This is a genomic window from Spirillospora sp. NPDC052269 (assembly GCF_040679435.1).
Classification (GTDB): Bacteria; Actinomycetota; Actinomycetes; order Streptosporangiales; family Streptosporangiaceae; genus Spirillospora.
This window is the reverse complement of the sequence record NZ_JBFAUU010000028.1, coordinates 65,049-85,097: the sequence shown is the minus strand read 5'-3', so window position 1 is coordinate 85,097 and position 20,049 is coordinate 65,049. Positions and strand designations below refer to the sequence as shown.

The window sequence follows — 20,049 nt, the reverse complement described above, 5'->3', positions numbered from 1 at the left end:
CGTCTGGACGAACGTGCGACGCGTCCATTCCCGGCATTTCGCGCCGAAAGTCAGGTCACCCGCAGAACCGAACGAGCAGTCCTCGCCGGAACCGAACGAGCAGTCCTCGCCGGAACCGGACGAGCAGTCCTCGCCGGAAGCGGCGAGCAGCCCCTCGCCGGAAGCGGAGACCGGCGAGGGGCTGCTCGTCTACGGGAACTCGGCGCCACGGTCGCGCTCGCGTAGCGGCGCGACGGCGGGGGCTGTCCGGTGGCGGGTTCCCGCGAAGTTCTTCGGTCGTCTCTGTGTCGGGAGCTCTTCAGTAGTGGCGCTCGCGCCGGGCACGCTCATGCTCGCGCACGAGGGCGGCGGCGTAGCCGTGAGAAAGTCCGTGTTCCGCGGCGAGCCACGTCGTGCGTTCGTCGCAGCGCAGGAACGAGGGACCGTTCTCGATGGTGGTGAACCACTCGGGGATGTCACGTCCGGTGACCTTGGGGATGCGTGCGATGAGCTTGGTGTGCGTCTCCGGCGAGTGGTTCAGTGTCATAGGCACCTCCATGTCGCGGGGCTCTTCAGCCGACTGTGCAACACCTGCCCGGATGTGACAACCCCCTAACGCGGACCTATCCATCACGTAACGTAGATCATTCGCAAAGTGATGGACGCGGGTGAACATGCAGGTGGCCCGGGTTCTCCGTGAAAACCCGGGCCACGCTGGTTCGACGACACACGTTCACGCGGCCGGACGGCGCGTCCGACTCCGCGCCAGGGCGAGGGTCAGGAAAGCCGCTCGACGACCATCGCCATGCCCTGGCCGCCGCCGACGCACATGGTCTCCAGGCCGAACTGCTTGTCGTGGAACTTCAGGCTGTTCAGCAGGGTGGAGGTGATCCGCGCGCCGGTCATGCCGAACGGGTGGCCGACCGCGATCGCGCCGCCGTTGACGTTCAGCTTGTCCATCTCGACGCCGAGCTGCTCGGCGGACGGCAGCACCTGCGCCGCGAACGCCTCGTTGATCTCGACCAGGTCGATGTCGCCGATGCTCAGCCCGGCCTTGGCCAGGGCCCGGGTGGACGCCTCGACCGGGCCGAGGCCCATGATCTCCGGCGACAGCCCGGACACGCCGGTCGACACGACCCGGGCGAGCGGGGTGATGCCCAGCTCGGCGGCCTTGGTGTCGCTCATCACGATCACGGCGGCGGCGCCGTCGTTCAGCGGGCAGCAGTTGCCCGCGGTGACCGTGCCGTCCGGCCGGAACACCGGCTGGAGCTGGGACACCTTCTCGTAGGTGGTGCCGGCGCGTGGGCCGTCGTCCTTGCTGACGACCGTGCCGTCCGGCAGCTCGACCGGGGTGATGTCCTGCGCCCAGAAGCCGTTCTCCGCGGCCTTCTCGGCGAGGTTCTGCGAGCGGACGCCGAACTCGTCCTGCGCCTGGCGGGTCACGCCGTACGCCTGCGCGACGTTCTCGGCGGTCTGGCCCATCGCGATGTAGACGTCCGGCAGCGCGCCGCTCTCACGCGGGTCGGTCCACACCCCGCCGCCCTCGGCGAGCTTGGCGGTGCGCGCCTCGGCGTCGGCGAACAGCGGGTTCTGCGTGTCGGGCAGGCCGTCCGAGCTGCCCTTGGCGAAGCGCGACACCATCTCGACGCCGGCCGAGACGATCACGTCGGCCTCGCCCGCCTTGATCGCGTGCAGCGCCATCCGGGTGGTCTGGAGCGAGGACGAGCAGTACCGGGTGATCGTCGCGCCCGGCACGTTGTCCCAGCCGAGCAGCACCGACACCACGCGGCCCATGTTGTAGCCCTGCTCGCCGCCGGGCAGGCCGCAGCCGAGCAGCAGGTCGTCGATCTGGTCCGGGCCGAGCTGCGGGACCTTGGCCATGGCCGCCTGGACCATGCGCGCGGTGAGGTCGTCGGGGCGCAGGTCCTTCAGCGACCCCTTGAAGGCCCGTCCGATGGGGGAACGCGCGGTGGCGACGATGACTGCCTCGGGCATTGCGTGACTCCCTGTTCTGCGGGACCTTCCGGTCCGGTCTCGTACCGGCCGGCGTTGCCTGGTTACTCGCCGGTCACCTCCGCAATGTAGCCGCTGCCGCCGGGACGCGTACACGCCGGGTCCGACCCTTCCTCCGAAGTGAGCGACGGCTTCGTCCGAACACTCATTCCGGGAGGAAGCGAACGTTGAGCGCGGAGCGTCCGGGACGGGTCAGGGGCCGTACATACCGGGCGAGGTGCCCTTCGCGTCGTGCAGGGCGTGCAGCGTGCCCGACTCGTCCCGCCAGACGCGCCAGCCGTCGGTCGAGCCCGTGTACCAGCCGGGTGGCGGGCCGGGGTCGGCGAGCCGCCGGCCGCTGCCCAGGTCGTAGCCGCAGAGCGGGGCGGTCGGGTAGAAGCCGGGCTGCCCCGTGATCTTCAGCGCGGACGGCCGGACCGCGCAGAACGACCACGTGCGCAGCCCGCGCGCCTGGACCGGGGCGGCGTTGTCCAGCGCGACCGCCCGTCCCGGACGGTCCGGAGTGAGGAACCCGATTCGGGTCATATCGGACGACAGGGACAGCGACCAGGCCGAACGCGGCGCGCGGTCCGCCGGGACGGTCGCGGACGTCCGGCCGGTGGCCGGGTCGAGCCGTTCGAATCCGCCGTCCCCGCCGTCCGCCGTGACCGAACGCGTGATCAGCCCGACCGCGGGGCTGGCGCTCGGGTAGACGCGCAGCCGCCTCGGACGCCTCCAGACGAGGACGCCGTCCGCCAGCCGCACCGAGAAGAACCCGAACGAGGCGGGCGCCTGACCACGTTCGCCCTGGTCAGGGCCGATGTAGCCGACGATGGACGCGCCAAGCGACCCGAACGCCCACCCGCCCGAGAGGTCCACGCCGTTCCCCACGGCCGCCTCGACCGGAAACGTCCAGAGCGTCCCGCCGCCGCGCAGGTCATGGGCCTCCAGCGACGGATGCCTCGTCATGCGGAGGACGACCACGCGCGACGCGTCCGCCCACTCGACCTCGGCGACGCCGTCCATGCGCCACAGCTCCCTGCCGTCCGCGGACGGGTCGAGCGCCACGAAACGGGTGTCCTTCCCGCCCGTCCGCTCGGTGAGGCACAGCATCGGTCCGCACGCCTGCGGACCGAACGTCCCCTGAACGTCCCTGGTCCAGAGCAGCACCCCGGTCCGAGCGTCGCGCGCAACAAGCACCCCGCCCCGGCCGTCCGCTCCGCCCCGGCCTTCTGCCCCGCTGGGGCCTTCCGCCCCGGCCCGGCCCTCCCGTGCGCCCCGGTCCTCCGCCTCGGCCCGGCCTTCCGGGCCGCTGTGGCCTTCCACCTCGCCGTGGCCTTCTGCCCTGCTGCGGCCTTCTGGCACGCCCCGGCCTTCCGGCTCGACCGTCGCGACGAACCGTCCGGGCATCGCCGGAGGCTGGACGCCCTGGTCCGGCGTCCGGCCGAGCATCGTCGCCGGCCTGGCCCACAGCCGCTTGCCCCTGGCCAGGTCGAACGTGTCGGTCTCCAGCGCACCGTCCGGACGCAGCGCCGTCACAGCCGCGATCCCGTCCCGGATCTCGGCCTTGCTCACCACGTCCAGCCCCGCCGCCGACCAGCCCCGGGACCCCGTCGCATCGCTCGAGCCGCCGCCGGAGCACCCCGCGAGCGCCGCGCACACCGCCGTGGCTCCCACCCAACGCGCCTTCCGCATCCCGCACGAGCCCATGGCGGCTCCTCACTCCCACACCGGACGGACCGATCGGTGCGGAAAGTAGCAGCGCGAACACACAACGGAGGCACTTTCCCGAATTCCCCAAGACCCCCGCCAGCGGGAGCCCCGGCCCAGCGGGGACCGCCGCCCAGCGGGGACCGCCGCCCAGCGGGACCCCGCCTAGCAGGGATCGCCGCCCAGCGGGAACCACCCGCCCAGCGGGAACCACCCGCCCAGCGGGAACCACCGACCAGTAGGAACCACCGACCAGTAGGAACCCCGCCAGCGGGAACTCCCGTCCAGCGGGACCCCCAGCCCAGCGGGACCCCCAGCCCAGCGGGACCCCCAGCCCAGTGGGATTCGCTGGTCGGACTTGCGGGTGCGGGTCAGGCGGCGCGGGGGCCGGCTGCGGACGCGGGCGGTGTGCGGTGGACGCGCCTGGCACGACGGAGCAGCGTGGCCCAGCGGCCCCGCGGACCCCGGTCGTGGCCGCCGACGCGCGCGCCGCTGACCTCGGTGCCCGGCTTCTCGGCGGCCTCGGCGGCGGCCAGGTAGACGGGCAGGACGCCTTCGCCGCGCCGCGCGTCCGGCAGCGGCTCATGCTCGGACTCGAGGGCGAGGGCGGCGGCCATCGACGGCAGCAGCGCCATCGCGGCGGCCGCGTAGCCCCGCGCGGACGGGTGGTACCTGTCCTCGCTGAACATCCCGGCCGGATCGGCGGCGAACTCGCGTCCGAGCAGGTCGCCGAGGGAGACCGAACGTCCGCCGCGCTCCACGACGGCGATCGTCTGGGCGGCGGCGAGCTGCCGGCTGGCGCGTCGCGCGATCCACTTCAGCGGCTGCATCAGCGGCTTGACCGAGCCGAGGTCCGGGCAGGTGCCGACCACGACCTGGGCGCCCGCCTCGCGCAGCCGCTCGACCGCCCGCGCCAGGTGCCGGACGGCGTCGGCCGAGCGCACCCTCGAGGTCACGTCGTTCGCGCCGATCATGATCACGGCGATCTGCGGGGCCGCGGCCAGCGCCCGCTCGACCTGGTCCGCAAGGGCCTCCGAGCGCGCGCCGGACTTGGCGACGTTGACCATCAGGACGGGCGCCCCGGAGATCGAGGACAGGCCGTCCGCCAGCAGCGCCGCCGGGGTCTCACCGGGGGAGTGGACGCCGAGGCCGGCGGCCGTCGAGTCGCCCAGCATCGCGAACGACAGCGGCTCGCCTGGAAGTCTGGCCCCGTACACGCCGTCCGCACGCGGCGGATCACCGTTCGGCGTGGCCTGGATGAGCCGGCGGGCGAACCTGACCTCCATGGCCACCAGGCCGACCGTGATCCCGCTCAGCGCGGTGATCCCTCCGCCGCCGTAGGCCGCCGCGGCCGCCACGCGTCGCGCGGTGAACGCTCCCGCCATCGTCGTCACCCTCCGTCAGAGCAGGGCCTCCGCCCCCGTAGGGTGGAGATACCCGGCCAGGTCCAACTGGGCTACCGTCGGGAACCGGAATCCATCCGAAACCGTATTCCCTCCTACTTCGGTAAACACTGCCGTGCTGGGATGTCATCCGGATTTCGCTTCGTTGATCACGACAAGGATGTCGCGATGCAGGTGCATGACTCGCTCGTCGAACTGATGGGCAACACGCCGCTGGTCCGGCTGCGCAACGTGACCCGTGGCATCACCCGGCCGGCCGGGCCGCAGGTGCTCGCGAAGGTCGAGTACTTCAACCCCGGTGGCTCGGTGAAGGACCGCATCGCGGTCCGGATGATCGACGCCGCGGAGAAGTCGGGGCAGCTCAAGCCCGGTGGGACGATCGTGGAGCCGACCTCCGGCAACACCGGCGTCGGCCTCGCCATCGTCGCGCAGGAGCGCGGCTACCGGTGCGTCTTCATCTGCCCGGACAAGGTCGCCAAGGACAAGATCGACGTCCTGCGCGCCTACGGCGCCGAGGTCGTGGTCTGCCCGACCGCCGTCTCCCCCGAGCACCCGGACTCCTACTACTCGGTCTCGGACCGGCTCGCCACCGAGATCGAGGGTGCCTGGAAGCCGAACCAGTACACCAACCCGAACAACCCGCGCTCGCACTACGAGACGACCGGCCCGGAGATCTGGGAGCAGACCGAGGGCCGCGTCACGCACTTCGTCGCGGGCATCGGCACCGGCGGGACGATCAGCGGCACCGGCCGCTACCTCAAGGAGATCTCCGGCGGGAAGGTCCAGATCATCGGCGCCGACCCGGAGGGCTCGGTCTACTCCGGCGGGACGGGCCGTCCCTACCTCACCGAGGGCGTCGGCGAGGACATCTGGCCCGAGGCCTACGACCGCGAGATCTGCGACCGGATCATCGCCGTGTCCGACAAGGACTCCTTCACCATGACGCGCCGCCTCGCCCGCGAGGACGCGCTGCTGGTCGGCGGCTCCTGCGGGATGGCGGTCGTCGCCGCCCTCCGCGTCGCCGAGGAGGCCCCGGACGACGCGGTCATCGTCGTCCTGCTCCCGGACGGCGGCCGCGGCTACCTCTCCAAGATCTTCAACGACGAGTGGATGAGCAACTACGGCTTCCTGGCCGCTCCGACCGAGGAGTCCACGGTCGGCGAGGTGCTCCTGCGCAAGGGCGGCGCGCTCCCCGAGTTCGTGCACACCCACCCGCACGAGTCCGTCCAGACCGCCGTCGCGATCATGCGCGAGTACGAGGTCTCGCAGCTCCCCGTCATGAAGGAGGAGCCGCCGGTCATGGCCGCCGAGGTGATCGGCTCGGTCAGCGAGTCCGACCTGCTCGACCTGCTGATCCGCGACCGCGGCCGCCTCTCCGAGCCGGTCGAGTCGCACATGGCCGCGCCCCTGCCGACCATCGGCTCCGGCGAGCCGGTCACCAAGGCCGTCCCGGTCCTGGAGAAGTCCGGCGCCGCCGTCGTCCTCGTGGACGGCAAGCCCAAGGGCCTCATCACCCGCCAGGATCTCATCGCCTTCCTGGCCGCCCACTGATCGAAGACCCCGGCCGCGCAGCCCTCCGCCAGCGCTCCAGGCCGCACGGCGTGAAGACGGCCCTCCCCACAAGGGGAGGGCCGTCCCCATTCCTCCACCCCCCGCGCGTACGCGGGGTGGGGTGTGGGTGCGACAAGGCCCCGGAACCCTATGGGTTCCGGGGCCTTGGCCTTCCCCGGGTCGGGGCGCGCGCCGGGGGTGTGGGCGGCTTGGATGGTCCCGGCGCGCGTCCCGACGTCTTCTAGTAGCGGCTTCCCGTCGGGGCGTACGGGGCGCCGGCCATCGGGTCCTGCGGCGGCTGGACGGGGCGGGTGGCGTCCGTGCGGCCGGGCCACCAGGCCTTGTGGCCGAGCAGGGCGGTGATGGCCGGGACGAAGAACGCCGACATCACGAAGGCCGAGAGCAGGATGCCGATCGCGACGCCGAAGCCGATCTGGGCGGTCATCGACTGGGGCGACAGGACCAGGACGCCGAAGGTGCCGGCCAGGATGACGCCCGCGGCCGCCACGGTCGGGCCCGCGTGCTGGATGCCGAGGGCCGCGCCGCGCCGCGGGTCGTTGCCCTCGCGGGCCTCCTCACGGAGCCGGGCGATCATCAGGATGTTGTAGTCGGTGCCGATCGCCAGCACGAACAGGTAGAGGATGATCGGCAGCTGGAACATCAGGCCGGGCTTGTTCTCGATGTTCTGGAACAGCAGCACGCTCGCGCCCAGCGTCGCCGCGTAGCCGAGCAGCACCGCCGCGACCAGGTAGATCGGGGCGACCAGCGAGCGCAGCAGCAGCATCAGGATGATCCCGATGAGCGCCACCGCGACCGGCAGGATGACCGACAGGTCCCGGTTGTTGATCTTGTTGATGTCGGCGAAGACCGCGGTGGTGCCGCCGACCAGGACCTTGGTGCCGTCCGGGGCCGCGGCGTGCGCCGCGTTCCGGAACGGGCCCTTGACGATGCTGATGGCCTCGTTCGAGCTCGGGTTCTTGGTGAGCAGGACGTCGTACTTGGCGACGGTCTGGTCGCCGTTGAGCTGCGGCGGGCGCACCTCGCCGACGCCCGGCATGGTCTTCAGCTTGGCCTGGTAGGCCGTCAGGGCGGGCTTGGCCAGCGGCGAGCTGCTCTTGACGAAGACCTCGGTCGGGTTCAGGATGCCCGCGGGCAGGCCGGACCGCAGGTCCTTCATGGCCTTGGCGGACTCGGTGTTCTGCGGGGCGCTGCCCTCGAAGTCGTAGTCGGCCTTGAAGCCGAGCGCAGAGACCGCGAGCGCGACCAGCACGATGCCGGACGCGACCACCGCGACGACCGGACGGCGGCCGACGCCGTTGCCCAGCTTGGCCCAGATGCCCTCGCGGGCCTGCTTCTTCCAGGACTTGGACGGCCAGAACACGGCCGTGCCGATCAGCGAGAGAACCGCCGGGACGAGGGTCAGGGACGTGACGAACATGACCGCGACCGCGATGGCCAGCTGCGGGCCGAGACCGCCGAACGCCTTGAAGGAGGCCAGCAGCAGCACGAGGAAGGCGACGATGACCGCGCCCGCGGCGGACGCGATGGCCTCGCCGACCCGCTCGACCGCCGTGATCATGGCGGTCTTCTTGTCCTCGCCGAGCCGCAGCCGCTCCCGGTACCGGAACAGCAGGAACAGGATGTAGTCGGTTCCGATGCCGTACAGGACGACGATGATGATCTCGCTGAAGCCCTTGTCGAAGTTCAGGTTGAACGCGTTGCCGACGATCGCGGTGACCGCGTTCGACACCGCCGAGACCAGGCCGATCATGATGATCGGCAGCAGCGCCGCCAGCGGCGCGCGGAAGATGATGCCGAGCAGGATGACGATCAGCGCGACGGTGGCGATGCCGATCATCGCCATGGTCTTGCTGTCGGACTTCTCGTTGTCCACCTGCGACGCCAGGTCACCGGCCACGCCGTAGGACAGCGGGGAGCCGCGCAGCTGCGCGGTGGTCTCGGTGCGGACCTGCTTCACCGCTTCCATGCCCTGCTTGCGGATCTTCTGGTCGAAGTCGTTGCGCAGCGGGACGGCGATGACCTGGATCTTGCCGTTGGCCGCGGCGGGCATCGCCTGCGCCACGGTCACACCCGGGATGTGCTTGGCCTGCACGGCCTGAGCGACCTGCTTGATCTTCGCGGTGTCCGCCGGCTGGAGCTTCCCGCCGTCGGACCGCTTGAAGACGATCATGGCCGGCGTCGTCTTCTGGTCGTCCTTGTTGGCGAACGCGGACTCGCCCAGCTTGGCGGCCTGGATCGACTCGTACTTGGTGGGCAGGAAGTCCTGTTGGTCGGACTTCGTCTTCAGGCTCGGGGCAAGGGCGATGAGCGCACCGGCCACCACCAGCCAGGCGAGGATCGTCCACACGGGGTGTCTGACCACCACGCGCCCAAGACGTGCGAACATGCAGAATCCTTTGAAGAAGGGGTAAGTGACCGGGGATCTACTCCATAACGGTAGGGATCCCGCGAGCCGGTTTGGTCACCCGGTGAGCCGAAATGGCGGGCCATACCTGGGGGGGATGGCCTCCTCCTCTGGGAGGGGGGCGGGGTGGATAACCTCATGCCTATGGACAACGAGGTACCCCAGGGCAACGCCCCTGAGCAGGGATTCGAGACGCTGGCGATCCACGCCGGCCAGGAGCCGGACCCGACGACGGGCGCGGTCGTTCCGCCGATCTACCAGGTCTCCACCTACAAGCAGGACGGCATCGGCGGGCTGCGCGGGGGGTACGAGTACTCGCGCTCCGCCAACCCCACCCGCACGGCGCTGGAGGAGTGCGTCGCGGCGATCGAGGCCGGGACGCGCGGGATGGCGTTCGCGTCCGGCCTGGCCGCTGAGGACACCATCCTGCGGACGCTGCTGCGCCCAGGTGACCACGTGGTCATCCCGAACGACGCCTACGGCGGCACCTACCGGCTGTTCGCGAAGGTCGCCGCTCCGTGGGGGGTCTCCTTCGACCCCGTCCCGCTGGGGGACGTCTCGGCGGTGCGGGCCGCGATCCGCCCGGAGACCAAGCTGGTGTGGGTCGAGACCCCGACCAACCCGCTGCTCGGCATCTCCGACATCGCCGCGCTCGCGGCCGTCGCGCACGACGCGGGCGCGCTGCTGGTGGTGGACAACACCTTCGCCTCGTCCTACCTGCAGCAGCCGCTGACGCTGGGCGCCGACATCGTCGTCCACTCGACGACCAAGTACATGGGCGGGCACTCGGACGTGGTCGGCGGCGCGCTCGCCGTCCGCGACACCGAGCTCGGCGAGCGGCTGGCGTTCAACCAGAACTCGATGGGCGCGGTCGCCGGACCGTTCGACGCCTGGCTGACGCTGCGCGGCATCAAGACCCTCGGCGTCCGGATGGACCGGCACAGCGACAACGCCGAGAAGATCGTCGAGATGCTGACCGCGCACCGCGCCGTCAAGCAGGTGCTCTACCCGGGCCTGCCGGACCACCCCGGCCACGACGTCGCCGTCAAGCAGATGAAGCGGTTCGGCGGCATGGTCTCGTTCCGCACCTGGTCGGAAGAGGAAGCCGTCCGTATCTGCGAGGCCACCAAGCTGTTCACCCTCGGTGAGTCCCTCGGCGGTGTCGAGTCGCTGATCGAGCACCCGGGACGGATGACGCACGCGTCCGCGGCCGGGTCGCCGCTGGAGGTACCGTCCGACCTCGTCCGGCTGTCGGTCGGCATCGAGGACGTCGACGACCTGCTCGCCGACCTGGAGCGCGCGCTCGGCTGATCTTCTTCTCCGCTGAGGCGCAGGTAGATCCCCGGCCCGCCGGGAGGGTGGGCCGGGGACGGCCGGCGCGGATGATCAAAGTCGTATGATGTGCCCGGGATCGCCCGGAAGCGGGTGTCCGGAAGGGGTTGGAGTGCGCAGAGTTCTGGTCGGCGGCGCGGCCTTCGCCGCGGCGTGCGTGTCCGCCGCGTCGGTGCCGGGGAACGCGGACGCGTCCCCGCTTCCCACTCCCTCGACGTCCGTCGGGCCCGTGTCCCCGCCGGCGTCCCCGCCCCCGACCGCGCCGGACGACGACGACGCGGGCAACCCGTCGCAGTCGCCGACGGACACGCCCTCCGAGACCCCGTCGACCGGGACGTCCTCCCCGGCGACGACGCCCTCCGGCGCGCCCTCGGCCGACCCGAGCGCGACCGTGACCGGCAAGGCCGTCATGGTCACGCCGAAGCTGCCGAAGTTCAGGACGTTCGCCTACGGCAAGGACGCCCGGCAGCGCGTGGACGTCTACTGGCAGGCCGCGAGCGCCAAGGACAAGAAGGCCAAGGCCCGTCCCGGCGTCTTCCTGCTGCACGGCGGGTACTGGCTGGAGGGCGACAAGGGCTCCTGGAAGTACCTCGCGCGCCGCCTCACCTCGCAGGGCTTCACCGTGTTCGCCGCGAACTACCGGCTGGCGGGCGCCGCGCAGTGGCCCGCGCAGCGCGACGACTCGGTCGCCGCGCTCTCCTACGTGCGCAAGCACGCCAAGTACTTCAACCTCGACCCGAACCGCGTCGCGGTGCTCGGGTCGTCCGCCGGCGGGCTGCTCGCGACCCAGCTCGGCACCCTGGGCGACGGGGCCGAGCGGGTCCGCGGCGTGGCCGCGCTCTCCCCGGTGAACACGCCCTACCTGGCCTTCCAGGACGGCGGCGCCCCGGACGCGACGGCCTCCCAGCGCAAGCTGCGCGGCGCGGTCGACAAACTCGTCGGCTGCGAGCCGAACGCGGCCGCCACGTCCTGCTGGAACAAGCTGGACGACGCGAACGCCGCCTCGCACGTCTCGCGCGGGGACGCGCCGATGCTGCTCTTCCACAGCAGCCGCGACTTCGTCCCGGCGACGCAGAGCACCGCCCTCGCGGGCGCGCTGCGCACCGCGGGCGTGCCGGTCACGGTCAAGACCGTCCCGGGCCGCATGCACGGCGGCGCGCTGCTGATCGACCCGACCGTCTACCCGACGCTGCTGGCCTGGCTGAAGGCCCGCACCGCCTGACCGGCGCTCGACCAACGTCGAAGGGGCCGCGCTTCCGGGCGCGGCCCCTTCGTCGTCGTGCGGGTCAGTGCCACACCATCAGGATCAGGATGACGATCCAGATGAGGGCGATCAGCCCGGAGAGCGCGGCGATGCGTCCGCGCTCGACGGCGGCGACCTCGCCGGACGTCCCCTTGCCCTTGCCCTTGGCCTTCTCCTCGGCCTCGGACGCGGCGGGCGCTCCGGCGGCCGCGGCCTCCAGCAGGCCGATGGCCTTGCGCTGGTCGCGTTCCACCAGGAACAGCAGGACGAGCGCCACGATGAACAGCGTCATGGACGCCGACAGCCAGACCTTGGCGAGGTCGCCCCTGGCCAGGATCAGCCCGAACAGGAAGATGGCCAGGGACCCGAAGGCGTAGATCGTCGTCGTCCGGTTCAGGTACCGGACGATCGCGACGTCCCGCTTGCGGATGTAGCGCGGCGTGGACATGGTCGCGGCCGTGAGCGGCCCGAGGGCGAAGATCGCGGAACCGATGTGCAGGGTCAGCAGCAGACGGTCGGAACTCGACATGCCCCGACCCTAACCTGCGGGGATCCTGAGGGCGGGGACCCTGGAACCAGTGGAGGCCGCCCGGCGCGGGAGCGCCGGGCGGCCGCCCGGACGGAACCGCGTCAGGCGGAACCGGCCGAATGGGGCATCCCCGTTAGCGCGTGGAAGGCAGCGGCGGGTAGTGCGGCCGGCAGTGGCCGCCGTCCTTGATCGGGCCGGGCGGGCAGCCCCAGTGGCCCATGCCGTGGTGGCCCATGCCGTGGTGGTGCATGTGCATGTGATGCATGAACATGTGCATGTGGTGCCCATGGTGGCCCATGGGCCCGTCGCTGGCGAGCGCCGGTCCGGAGCCGAGCGCGATCAGGGCGGCTGCGCCGAACCCGGTGGCGATCACGCTGAGGAGCGGTCGTCGGTACGTCGTCACTATTTCCCCTCCGATGGCACTCGCGGTGCCCTAATGGTCACTCCGGGTATTGACTCCCCGGTGTGATCGGCGGGTAACCCTGTTCCTCGGCAAAGCCGGGTCAACGTCCGACGGTCGGGTTCAGCGGCGTCCGCCGCGGCGGACGCGCAGGTAGTCGCTGACGACGTACTCGCCGAGCCGGTCGGCGTCGGGCGCGAAGACCCGGCCGCCGTTGCGGCGGGCCACCTCGTCCACGAACGCGACCAGGCGGCGGTCGTCGGCGAGCATGAAGAAGTTCAGTGCGGCGCCGCGCCGGGTCATCTTGTCCACCTCGGCCGTGGTGAGGACGAGGGTGTCGGCGGACGGCGGGTAGTCGAACCAGGACCGGCCGTCCGGCCGCAGGTGGGCGGTCGGCTCGCCGTCGGTGACCACCAGGACGATCGGCTCGAAGTCGGGGTGCCGGTCCAGGTGCCGTCCGGCGATCATGAGGGCGTGGTGCAGGTTGGTGCCCTGGACCATGTCCCAGTCCAGGCCCGCCATCTCGGTCGGGTGCAGCACGCGGGCGTAGTTGGAGAACCCGATGATCTGGATGGCGTCCTGCGGGAACTTGCTGGTCACCAGCGTGTGCAGGGCCAGCGTGGTCTGCTTGGCGGCGGCCCAGGTGCCGCGCAGCACCATCGAGTAGGACAGGTCGACCAGCAGGCAGACGGCGGCGGCGCTGCGCCGCTCGGTCTCCTTGACCTCGAAGTCGTCCACGCTGAGCTTCACCGCGCGCAGCCCGCCACGCTCCCCCCGCCTGTCGCGCGCGCCGGGCCCGGTGGGCTCCGCGGCCTCTGCGGGCTCCGCGGGCGTCATCGCGGACCGCCGGACGGCGTTGGAGACCGTCCGGACGACGTCGATCGGCTGCTCGTCGCCGAACCGCCACTCGCGCGTCGAGCCGGTCAGCTCGCCTGCCTGGCCCGCGTCGTGCCGGTCGTGGTCGCCGGAGCGGCCCGCGGTGAGCTGCGAGAACACCCGGCGCAGCGCGGTCTCGCCGAGCCGCCGGACGGCCTTGGGGGTCAGTTCGAGCTCGCCCCGGCGGCGCCGCAGGTAGCCCTGCCGCTCGAGTTCGGCCTCCAGCCTCCGCAGGGCGGCGAGATCGTCGACGGCGGACCGGCCGAGCGCGCGCCGGACGGCCTCCTCGTCCACGTCGTCCAGCCGGGCGCCGGGGTAGTCCTGGCCGAGCGACGCCTCCAGGTCGGCCAGGTCGGCGAGCTCGGCGAGCGCCCCGGTGGCGTCGCCCATGCCGAGCGGTTCGTCCCCGGTCATCCGCTCGGGTGTGCCCCAGGCCAGGTCGGGACGGCGGGCGCGCAGTGACTCCGACAGCCGGGTCATCTCCAGGGAGAGGCCCGCGTCCCGCATGACCTGGTCCATCAGCTCGGACAGCTCGGCGCGCTGCTCGGGCGTCAGGGACGCCATGAGCCGGTCCATCGCGGCGGCGCGGCGGGCCAGCGAGTCGACCAGTTCCTCCAGATCGGAGGGGTTCTCCGGGAAGAACTCGCCGTACTCCCGCATGAACCGGTCGAAGTCGTCCTGGGTGTGCTCGCCGCGCGCGTCCTTGTCGAGCATGCCGTTGAGCTCGGCCATCATGTCCCGGACGCGTTCCATGGCGGCCGGATCCCGGCTCGAGAGGGCCTGCCTCATGCCTTCGAACTGCGAGTCCAGGATCTCGCTGCGCAGCAGCTCCTTGAGCCGCCCGAACGTCTCGCGCGCGGCGTCCGAGCGCCACTGGTAGTCCGACAGGCGCCGGACGGCCTGCGCGGTGTCGGAGGGCAGCGCGTCCAGCTCGGCCTCACGCAGGCGCGCGTCGTCGGACGGATCCGGGAACAGCTCGGCCCGCTCCTGCCCGATCGCGGTGTCGAGCAGCGCGCGGACCTGCTCCAGCGTCCCGTCGACCCGGCCGCGTTGCCGCAGCTCACGGCGCCGTTCGCGGACCTCGCGGAGCAGGTCGTCCAGCCCGCGCCGGTTCCGGGCGTCGTTGGGCAGGCCGCGGCGGAGCAGCTCGCGCAGGGCGTCGCCGGGCCGGGTGCCCTCCAGCACCGAGTCGCCGAGCGCGTCCAGCGCCTCCCGGACGTCGTAGGGCGGGGCGAGCGGGTCCGGGCCCTCGGTGTACGCCCCGTACCGGTAACGGCTCATGCCAACCTCAAAGGGTCACGGGCTGTGTCTCACAACGAGTAGGTGCCGGTGTCGTCCTTCGACAGGCGCCGGGTCAGGAACAGCCCCTCCAACGCGAACTCCAGTGCGGCCGCGGCCTGGCCGGGGGACTCCCCGGACATGCCGAGCCGCTCGACGATCTTGCCGAGGCCGGGCACCGGGCCGGTGCGGCGCAGCAGCTCCTCGGCGGAGACCAGCTCGCCCGACTCGACCGTCTCGCCCGAGTCGAACTTGTCCAGCAGGCCGGAAAGGTCGGCGCCGCCGAGCGTCCGCCGGAAGGTCTCGGCGGTCGCGCGCCGCAGCAGGTGCTCCAGCACCTCCTGCTCGCGGCCCTCCTCGCTGACCTCGAACTCGACCTTGCCCATCAGCGTCGGGACGATGGCGGGCAGGTCGCAGACACGGGCGATCGCACGGTCCTCTCCGGCGAGGGCGCCGCGCCGGACCGCCCCGGCCGCGACCGTCTCGGCCCCGGCCAGCGCGAACCGCGCCGACACGCCGGAACGGGCGTCCACGGCCGTCGATTCCCGGACGAGCCGGGTGAACCGGGTGACGACCTCGAGCAGGTGCTCGGGGACCTCGACGCCCGCGCCGAGCTCGGCCTCCTGGCGGACCAGGTCCAGCTCGTCGGACAGCTCGATCGGGTAGTGGGTGCGGATCTCCGCGCCGAACCGGTCCTTCAGCGGAGTGATGATGCGGCCGCGGTTGGTGTAGTCCTCGGGGTTGGCGGACGCGACGAGCAGCACGTCCAGGGGCAGCCGCAGCGCGTAGCCGCGGATCTGGACGTCCCGCTCCTCCAGGACGTTCAGCAGCGACACCTGGATGCGTTCGGCCAGGTCGGGCAGCTCGTTCACGGCGAACACGCCCCGGTTGGTGCGCGGGACGAGCCCGAAGTGGACGGTCTCGGGGTCGCCCAGCGTCCGGCCCTCGGCGACCTTCACCGGATCGACGTCGCCGATCAGGTCGCCCACGGACGTGTCGGGGGTGGCCAGCTTCTCGCCGTACCGGTCGTCCCGGTGCAGCCAGGCGACCGGGAGGGCCTCGCCCAGCTCGCCGGCGAGGCGGCGGCACCGCACGCACACGGGCGCGTACGGATGGTCGTTGATCTCGCAACCGCCCACGACGGGGGTCCACTCGTCCAGCAGCCCGGCGATCGTGCGGATCAGCCGGGTCTTGCCCTGGCCCCGCTCGCCCAGCAGCACCAGGTCGTGCCCGGCCAGCAGGGCACGCTCCAGATGGGGCAGGACGGTGTCGTCGAAGCCCACGATGCCCGGGAAACGGGGCTCGCCGGATCTCAGCCGGACCAGGAGGTTCCGGTGGATCTCTTCCTTCACGGTCTCGTACTGGTGGCCGCTGGTGCGCAGCTCGCCCAGTGTGCTCTCGCGAGGTGTGGATGCACGCACGCGAACGACCCTACGTCGCCTTCGGCCGTCCGGAACCCCTTTGTGGCAGGACGTCCGGACGCGCTGGTCGTCCACAGGGCGGCGCGGGGTTCGCGTCGCACCCGGTCGAGCGGGGAGACTGGAAGGTGACCGTAGGAGATAGGGGGGACCGATGGCCCGATTCGGTGACGGGCTGGCGTCCGGCCCGGACCTGACCGAGGCGGCCGAGACCGCCGTCCGTCAGGCCCGCGCCGAGCTGTCCGCCGCACCCGACCTGGTCTGCGTCTTCGTCTCCGGCGGGGATCCGGACGAGATCGAGTCCGCGGCCCGCCGGGCGTACGAGACGGCCGGGGCGCGGGTGTTCCTCGGCTGCTCGGCGGCCGGGGTGATCGGCGCGGGCCGCGGCGTCGAGGGGCGGGGCGCGGTGAGCGCCTGGGCCGCGGTCCTGCCGGACGCTTTGCTGACGCCGTTCCGCCTGGAGACGCTGAAGGGCGAGGACCGGCTGATCGTCGTCGGCATGCCCGAGACCGGCGAGGACGACGTGGTGGGCGTGCTGCTGGCCGACCCCTTCACCTTCCCGGTCGACGCGTTCGTCGAGCGGTCCGGCGAGGCGATGCCGGGGCTGCCGCTGGTCGGCGGCCTGGCGGACGGTCCCGAACGCGGTTCCACCCGGGTGTTCGTCAACGGCGAGGCGTTCAGCGAGGGCGCAGTCGGGGTCGTCCTCGGCGGTGAGGTGAACGCGGCGACCGTGGTCAGCCAGGGCGCGCGTCCGATCGGCCCGGACATGGTCGTGACCAAGGCCGACGAGAACGTCCTCTACGAGCTGGCGGGCGCGCCCGCGCTGTCGAAGCTGGAGGAGGTCGTGCTCGCGCTCTCGCCGGACGAGCAGGAGCTCGCCGGCCGCGGCCTGCTGATCGGCGTCGCGATGGACGAGTACGCCGACGAGCACGAGCAGGGCGACTTCCTCGTCCGGGGCGTCGTCGGTGCGGACGAGGACACCGGCGCCATCGCGATCGGCGACGTCGTCGACATCGGCCGCACGGTCCGGTTCCAGGTCCGTGACGCCGACGCGGCCGAGGCCGACCTGGCCGAGCTGCTCGAACGGTTCGACCTCGCGCCCGTCGAGGGCGCGCTGCTGTTCTCCTGCAACGGGCGAGGCCAGGCCATGTTCCCCGACTCCGACCACGACGCGAAGCTGCTGGCACGCGCGTTCGGCGGCACGGCGGGCGTCGGCGGGTTCTTCGCCGCCGGGGAGATCGGGCCGGTCGGCGGACGCAACCACGTGCACGGTTTCACCGCCTCCATCCTCGCCTTCGGACCCTCGGGAGACGTCCAGTGACCAGCACGCTCGTCCCGCGTCCCTCGGTGGAGACGGCCGGCGGGGAGGCGGTCCTCACGGCGGTGCCCGCGCCCATCCGGGAGACGGCCCCGCAGGCGGTCCCCGCGCGGGACGCCGACGCGCCCGTCCTCGCGATCGACATCGGCGGCACCAAGCTCGCCGCCGCCGTCGTGGAGCCCGGCGGGCGGATCGCGGTGTACGACCGCGTCCCGACGCCGAACAACCCGTCGATGGACGCCGAGGGCCTGTGGCGCACGCTCGCCGCGCTGCTGGAGAAGCTGCTCGCCGAGGCGGGCGGGCCCGACCTGGCCGGTGTCGGCGTCGGCTGCGGCGGCCCGATGACCTGGCCGGACGCGCACGTCTCCCCGCTGAACATCCCCGCCTGGCGCGACTTCCCGCTCCGCGACCGGCTGAGCGAGACCTATCCGGGGATGCCCGTCCGCGTCCACAACGACGCGATCTGCCTGGCGATCGGGGAGCACTGGCGCGGCGCGGGCCGGGGCCGCGACAACATGCTCGGCATGGTCGTGTCGACCGGCGTCGGCGGCGGCCTCATCATGAACGGCCACCTCATCGACGGGGCGAGCGGCAACGCCGGGCACATCGGCCACATCGTCGTCGACCCGGACGGCCCGCCCTGCGGCTGCGGCGGCCGCGGCTGCCTCGAGGCCATCGCCCGCGGCCCGGCCCTGGTGAACTGGGCCCGCGAACAGGGCTGGCCCGGCACCACCGGCGTCGCCCTCGCCGACGACGCCCGGCGTGGCCACCCCGTCGCCCAGGCCGCGATGCGCCGCGCGGGCCGGGCCCTCGGCCTCGCCATCGCGTCCGCGACCCACCTCTGCGACCTGGAGGTCGTCTCGATCGGCGGCGGCATCTCCCAGGCGGGCGCCCTCCTGTTCGACCCCCTCGAGGAGACCCTCCGCACCTACGCCCGCATGGACTACGCCCGCCGGGTCAGCGTCGTCCCCGCCGCCCTCGGCCAGACCGCCGGCCTGGTCGGCGCCGCCGCCCTCGTCGTCGAGGCCGAGAAGTACTGGTCCGCCGACTGACCGCCCGGGGGCGAACCGAAGCGGGCCCGACCGCCGAAGAACGTGAGGCGGCAGGGGCCCCTTGAGACGTGAGGTGGCAGGGGTCCCTTGAGTTCGCGTGCCAGAGGTGTTCTCGGGCTCGCGTGCCACGGGGTGCCCTTGGGGTCACCCGGCGCGTATTCGGCCGCGGCTCTGTGAGGCGGTGCGGGGGTGATCGAGAAGAACGATCATCCGGGGTGCTGCGAGGGGTGGGGCGCGTGGCAGGATGCGGGGGTGGTCACCGTCCCGCTCGAAGACGTCCAGGACGCGCGTGAGCTGCTCACCGCCGTCGCCGTGCCGACGCCGCTGATCCCCTCCCGCGCGCTGTCGGAGGCGATCGGCGGGCCGGTCCTGCTCAAGTGCGAGAACCTCCAGCGCACCGGATCGTTCAAGATCCGCGGCGCGTACGTGCGGATCGCCCGGCTCTCCGAGGAGGAGCGGGCGCGCGGTGTCGTGGCGGCCAGCGCCGGGAACCACGCGCAGGGCGTCGCGCTCGCCGCGTCCATGCTCGGAGCGAAGGCCACGGTCTTCATGCCGGTGGGCGCGCCGCTGCCGAAGGTCGCCGCGACCCGCGGCTACGGCGCCGAGGTGGTGTTCCCGGGCCCCACGGTCGACGACTGCCTGGAGGCCGCCGCCGAGTACGCCGAGGAACGCGGCGCGGTGTTCATCCACCCCTTCGACCATCAAGACGTGGTCGCCGGGCAGGGCACGATAGGCCTGGAGATCCTGGAGCAGTGCCCGGACGTCCGGACGGTCGTCGGCGCGGTCGGCGGCGGCGGGCTGATGTCCGGGGTCGCGACCGCGATCAAGCAGGCCGCCGACCATCCGGTCAAGATCGTCGGGGCGCAGGCCAAGCGCGCCGCCGCGTTCCCCGCGTCGCTGGCCGCCGGGCACCCGGTGCGGATCGACCTCCAGCCGACGATGGCCGACGGGATCTCCGTCGGACGCCCCGGAGACCTGACGTACGAGTTGGTCAGCGAGCTGCTCGACGCCGTCGTCACGGTGACCGAGGAGTCCATCTCGCAGGCCCTGCTGCTCTGCCTGGAGCGTGCCAAGCAGGTCGTCGAGCCGGCCGGCGCGGCGGGCGTGGCGGCGCTGCTGGAGCACTCCTACGCCGTCCGGACGCCGGTCGTGGCGATCCTCTCCGGCGGCAACATCGACCCGCTGCTGATGGCGAAGGTGCTGCGGCACGGCCTCGCGGGCGCGGGCCGGTACCTGGTCGTCCGCTGCCGCCTGAAGGACCGTCCGGGCGCCCTGGTCACGCTGCTCGGCGAGCTCGCCGGGTTCGGCGTGAACGTGCTGGACGTCGTGCACGAGCGCATCGCCGCCCGCCTCCCCGTCGAGGAGGCCGAGGTGCTGCTCCAGCTGGAGACCCGCGGCACCGAGCACAGCGAAGAGGTCACCCGCCGCCTCCGCGAACGCGGCTACACCCTCACCATCGGCAACTGACCCCGCGCCCGCCTGATCCCGCGTTCGCCCTGATCCCGCGTTCGCCCTGACCCGGCGTTCGCCCTGACCGCGCGTC

15 protein-coding genes are annotated in these 20,049 nt (G+C 72.3%); 6 read left to right on the top strand and 9 right to left on the bottom strand.

Going from position 1 to position 20,049, the window contains the following annotated elements; genetic code table 11:
- Positions 1–298: 298 nt before the first annotated feature.
- The 4 genes from AB0L06_RS40085 to AB0L06_RS40070 form a co-directional block, all read right to left on the bottom strand.
- A complete protein-coding gene (locus tag AB0L06_RS40085; protein ID WP_500236598.1) occupies positions 299–526 on the bottom strand; it encodes a DUF4287 domain-containing protein in 228 nt (75 codons plus the stop codon).
- A gap of 230 nt (positions 527–756) precedes the next feature.
- Positions 757–1,974 (bottom strand): acetyl-CoA C-acetyltransferase, encoded by a 1,218-nt coding sequence (locus AB0L06_RS40080; RefSeq protein WP_500236597.1) that lies wholly within the window; start codon positions 1,972–1,974, stop codon positions 757–759.
- A 210-nt stretch (positions 1,975–2,184) separates the two neighbouring features.
- Positions 2,185–3,648: a PQQ-binding-like beta-propeller repeat protein gene (locus AB0L06_RS40075; protein WP_500236595.1), complete on the bottom strand. Its 1,464-nt coding sequence runs from the start codon at positions 3,646–3,648 to the stop codon at positions 2,185–2,187.
- 404 nt (positions 3,649–4,052) lie between these two features.
- Positions 4,053–5,066 (bottom strand): SGNH/GDSL hydrolase family protein, encoded by a 1,014-nt coding sequence (locus AB0L06_RS40070; RefSeq protein ID WP_500236593.1) that lies wholly within the window; start codon positions 5,064–5,066, stop codon positions 4,053–4,055.
- Positions 5,067–5,252: 186 nt separating this feature from the next.
- On the opposite strand from AB0L06_RS40070, the gene AB0L06_RS40065 reads away from it, so the two are divergent.
- Positions 5,253–6,635, top strand: coding sequence for a cystathionine beta-synthase (locus AB0L06_RS40065; protein ID WP_500236591.1), 1,383 nt, complete (start codon positions 5,253–5,255; stop codon positions 6,633–6,635).
- 241 nt (positions 6,636–6,876) lie between these two features.
- Here AB0L06_RS40065 and AB0L06_RS40060 read toward each other — a convergent pair whose 3' ends face one another.
- On the bottom strand, positions 6,877–9,042 hold the full coding sequence (locus AB0L06_RS40060) for an MMPL family transporter (protein WP_500236589.1): 2,166 nt from the start codon (positions 9,040–9,042) through the stop codon (positions 6,877–6,879).
- Positions 9,043–9,204: 162 nt separating this feature from the next.
- Here AB0L06_RS40060 and AB0L06_RS40055 point away from each other — a divergent pair, with 162 nt between their 5' ends.
- The gene (locus tag AB0L06_RS40055; RefSeq protein ID WP_500236588.1) at positions 9,205–10,371 is read left to right on the top strand and encodes a cystathionine gamma-synthase; all 1,167 of its coding nucleotides are present in this window, start codon (positions 9,205–9,207) and stop codon (positions 10,369–10,371) included.
- Positions 10,372–10,504: 133 nt separating this feature from the next.
- Entirely contained in the window at positions 10,505–11,614 is a 1,110-nt protein-coding gene (locus AB0L06_RS40050; RefSeq protein WP_500236586.1) for an alpha/beta hydrolase, read from the top strand.
- Between the two features lie 64 nt (positions 11,615–11,678).
- Here the strand turns inward: AB0L06_RS40050 and AB0L06_RS40045 are convergent, their stop codons facing one another.
- From AB0L06_RS40045 to AB0L06_RS40030, 4 genes are all read right to left on the bottom strand, one after another.
- Positions 11,679–12,164: a hypothetical protein gene (locus tag AB0L06_RS40045; RefSeq protein ID WP_500236585.1), complete on the bottom strand. Its 486-nt coding sequence runs from the start codon at positions 12,162–12,164 to the stop codon at positions 11,679–11,681.
- Between the two features lie 133 nt (positions 12,165–12,297).
- Positions 12,298–12,567: a hypothetical protein gene (locus tag AB0L06_RS40040; RefSeq protein WP_500236583.1), complete on the bottom strand. Its 270-nt coding sequence runs from the start codon at positions 12,565–12,567 to the stop codon at positions 12,298–12,300.
- A gap of 120 nt (positions 12,568–12,687) precedes the next feature.
- The gene (locus AB0L06_RS40035; protein ID WP_500236581.1) at positions 12,688–14,721 is read right to left on the bottom strand and encodes a vWA domain-containing protein; all 2,034 of its coding nucleotides are present in this window, start codon (positions 14,719–14,721) and stop codon (positions 12,688–12,690) included.
- A 29-nt stretch (positions 14,722–14,750) separates the two neighbouring features.
- On the bottom strand, positions 14,751–16,139 hold the full coding sequence (locus AB0L06_RS40030) for a sigma 54-interacting transcriptional regulator (RefSeq protein WP_500236579.1): 1,389 nt from the start codon (positions 16,137–16,139) through the stop codon (positions 14,751–14,753).
- A 151-nt stretch (positions 16,140–16,290) separates the two neighbouring features.
- Between AB0L06_RS40030 and AB0L06_RS40025 the strand changes: the two genes are divergently transcribed.
- The 3 genes from AB0L06_RS40025 to ilvA all read left to right on the top strand — a co-directional run bounded on the left by AB0L06_RS40025 (position 16,291) and on the right by ilvA (position 19,973).
- The gene (locus AB0L06_RS40025; RefSeq protein WP_500236578.1) at positions 16,291–17,457 is read left to right on the top strand and encodes an FIST signal transduction protein; all 1,167 of its coding nucleotides are present in this window, start codon (positions 16,291–16,293) and stop codon (positions 17,455–17,457) included.
- Entirely contained in the window at positions 17,454–18,506 is a 1,053-nt protein-coding gene (locus AB0L06_RS40020; RefSeq protein WP_500236577.1) for an ROK family protein, read from the top strand. Before AB0L06_RS40025 ends, AB0L06_RS40020 begins: the two co-directional genes overlap by 4 nt.
- Before the next feature lie 189 nt (positions 18,507–18,695).
- Complete coding sequence (gene ilvA, locus AB0L06_RS40015; RefSeq protein WP_500236575.1) at positions 18,696–19,973, top strand: threonine ammonia-lyase; 1,278 nt, start codon at positions 18,696–18,698, stop codon at positions 19,971–19,973.
- The last annotated feature ends 76 nt before the right edge of the window (positions 19,974–20,049 follow it).